This window comes from Clostridia bacterium, from assembly GCA_019683875.1.
GTDB lineage: Bacteria > Bacillota > Sulfobacillia > RBS10-35 > Bu92 > Bu92.
The window spans coordinates 1-3,372 of the sequence record JADGHN010000150.1 but is presented as its reverse complement, the minus strand read 5'-3'; the positions used below and the strand labels follow the sequence as shown (position 1 = coordinate 3,372).

General features: G+C 71.1%; 1 protein-coding gene. It reads left to right on the top strand.

What is annotated here, in order from left to right:
• The first annotated feature begins 133 nt into the window (after positions 1-133).
• On the top strand, positions 134-3,094 hold the full coding sequence (gene uvrA / locus IRZ18_09100) for an excinuclease ABC subunit UvrA (protein MBX5477261.1): 2,961 nt from the start codon (positions 134-136) through the stop codon (positions 3,092-3,094).
• The last annotated feature ends 278 nt before the right edge of the window (positions 3,095-3,372 follow it).

The window sequence follows — 3,372 nt, the reverse complement described above, 5'->3', positions numbered from 1 at the left end:
GTCCACCGCCCCACACACACCCAAGGCCCCCGCGCGAAGGGGGTGGCGGCGGGGGGGGCCCCCCCCGCGGGCCCCCCACGGCAGTTTTCGGCCGCGGCGGTTCCGCGCCGCGCGGCCACGGAAGGATGGGGCCGTGTCGCAGGACAAGATCGTCATCCGCGGCGCCCGGCAACACAACCTCAAGAACGTCAACCTCGAGCTTCCTCGCGACGCGCTCATCGTGTTCACCGGGATCAGCGGGTCGGGGAAGTCGAGCCTCGCCTTCGACACGATCTACGCCGAGGGGCAGCGGCGGTACGTGGAGTCGCTGTCGGCGTATGCGCGCCAGTTCCTCGGCCAGATGGACAAGCCGGACGTGGACGACATCCAGGGACTGTCCCCGGCCATCTCCATCGACCAGAAGACGACGAGCCGCAACCCCCGCTCCACGGTGGGCACCGTCACGGAGATCTACGATTACCTGCGCCTGCTCTTCGCGCGCGTGGGGCGCCCGCACTGCCCGGACTGCGGCCGCCCGATCCAGCAGCAGACGGTCGACCAGATGGTGGACCGGGTCATGGAGTGGCCGGAGGGCACGCGCATCCAGGTGCTGAGCCCGGTCGTGCGCGGGCGCAAGGGCGAGCACGCCAAGGTGTTCGACGACCTTCGCCGGGCCGGCTTCGTCCGCGTGCGCGTGGACGGTCAAGTGTACGAGCTTGACGACGTGCCCAAGCTGGAGAAGAACAAGAAGCACGACATCGAGGCGATCGTGGACCGGATCGTGCTGCGGCCGGGCGTGGAGAGCCGGCTCGCGGATTCGCTGGAGACGGCGCTGGCGCACGCCGACGGCCTCGCCGCCGTGGCCGTCGTGCCGCGCGCGGCGGAAGCCGAGCGGGCCGGCGAGGGGGCGGAAGCGGGCGCCGCCGGCGCCCCGGCCGGTGGCGCGGGAACGCGGGCGGCCGAGCGGCGGGCGCGCTACGGCGACGGGGAGACGCTGCTGTTCAGCCAGCGCTTCGCCTGCCCGGACTGCGGCACCACGTTGGAAGAGCTGTCCCCGCGCATGTTCTCGTTCAACAGCCCGTACGGCGCCTGCCCAGAGTGCACGGGCCTGGGGTACCGGATGGAGCTCGATCCGGACCTCGTCATCCCGGACCTCAACCGGTCGATCGACGACGGCGCCGTCGTGCCCTGGTCGCGCAACGGCAGCACCTATTACCCGCAACTGATGGCCGCCGTGGCGGCCCACTTCGGCTTCCGCACCGACCGGCCGCTCGCGGAGCAGGACCCGGCGTTCGTGCGCATTCTCCTTCACGGCGCGGGGGACGAACCGATCCGCTTCCGCTACCGGAACCGGTTCGGCCGCACGCGGGAGCGGTACGTGCAGTTCGAAGGGGTGCTCGCGAACCTGGAGCGGCGGTACCGGGAGACGACGTCGGACGCGGAGCGCCAGGAGCTTGAGCAGTTCATGGCGCAGCGCCCGTGCCCGGCGTGCGGCGGCCGCCGCCTGCGTCGCGAGTCGCTGGCGGTGACGGTCGCCGGGCGCAACATCGCGGAGGTGACCGCGCTCGACATCCGCCAGGCCAACGCCTTCTTCGCCGGCTTGGAGCATCAACTCGACGCACGCGAGTGGGCCATCGCGCGTCTTGTGGTGAAGGAGATCCAGGCGCGCCTGGGCTTTCTTATCGACGTCGGGCTCGACTACCTCACGCTCGACCGCATGGCCGCCACGCTGTCCGGCGGGGAGGCGCAGCGTATCCGCCTCGCCACGCAGATCGGCTCGGGGCTCGTCGGCGTCCTCTACATCCTCGACGAGCCGAGCATCGGCCTGCACCAGCGGGACAACGAGCGCCTGATCGCAACGCTGAAGCGCCTGCGGGACATGGGCAACACGCTGATCGTCGTCGAGCACGACGAGGACACGATCCGCGCCGCCGACTGGGTCGTCGACGTCGGGCCCGGCGCGGGCGAGCACGGCGGCCAAATCGTGGCGGAGGGTCCGCCGGAAGCCATCGCGCGCAACGAACGCTCGCTGACGGGCGCGTACCTCAGCGGCCGCCGGGCGATCCCGATTCCGGAGCGACGGCGAGCGCCCGGGGAGCGCAAGCTGGTCGTGGTGGGCGCGCGTGAGCACAACCTCAAGAACATCACGGTGACGATCCCGCTCGGCCTTTTCGTCTGCGTCACGGGCGTCTCCGGCTCCGGCAAGAGCACGCTCGTCAACGAGATCCTGTACAAGGGGCTGGCCTCCGCGCTGAACGGCGCGCGGCTGCACCCGGGCGAGCACGACGAGATCCTCGGGCTGGAGCACCTTCGCAAGGTCGTCGACATCGACCAGTCGCCCATCGGACGGACGCCGAGGTCGAACCCGGCCACCTACACGGGCGTCTTCGACCTGATCCGGGAGGTGTTCGCGCTGACGCCCGAGGCGCGCATGCGGGGCTACGCCAAGGGGCGCTTCAGCTTCAACGTCAAGGGTGGCCGCTGTGAAGCGTGCAAGGGCGACGGCATCATCCGCATCGAGATGCACTTCCTGCCGGACGTCTACGTCCCGTGCGAGGTGTGCAAGGGGCGGCGCTACAACCGCGAGACGCTCGAGGTGAAGTACAAGGGCAAGACCATCGCCGACGTGCTCGACATGTCGGTCGACGAGGCGCTCGATTTCTTCGACGCCGTGCCGGCGGTGCGCCGCAAGCTGCAGACGCTGCACGACGTCGGCCTCGGGTACATCCGCCTGGGGCAGCCGGCCACGACGCTCTCGGGCGGCGAGGCGCAGCGCGTGAAGCTGGCCGCCGAGCTGTCCCGCCGCAGCGACGGCGGCACGCTGTACATCCTCGACGAGCCGACGACCGGCCTTCACACGGCGGACATCGAGAAACTCCTGCAGGTCCTGCACCGCTTCGTCGAAGACGGCGACACGGTCGTGGTGATCGAGCACAACCTCGACGTGATCAAGACCGCGGACTGGGTCATCGACCTCGGCCCCGAGGGCGGCGACGGGGGCGGGCGGGTCGTGGCCGAGGGCACGCCGGAGGACGTCGCCAGGGCGCCGGGCTCCCACACGGGCCGCTTCCTGCGCCAGATCCTGGCGCGGCAGGCGGCCGTCGCCGGGGCGTGAACCGGGCGAAGGCGGAACTGCGCGTCCAGGCGGGCGCCGCGGCGCGGATGAGGCGGCAGCGAGCGCCGGTTGAAGCGAGCACCACCACGCGGAGAGGCGGCGGCATCGAACAGCGGTCGAAGCGAGCACCACGGCGCGGAGAGGCGGCATCGAACAGCGGTCGAGCCGAGCACTTACGGGGCGGAGAGGCGGCATCGAACAGCGGTCGAGCCGAGCACTTACGGGGCGGAGCGGCGGCATCGAACAGCGGTCGAAGCGAGCACTTACGGGGCGCAGCG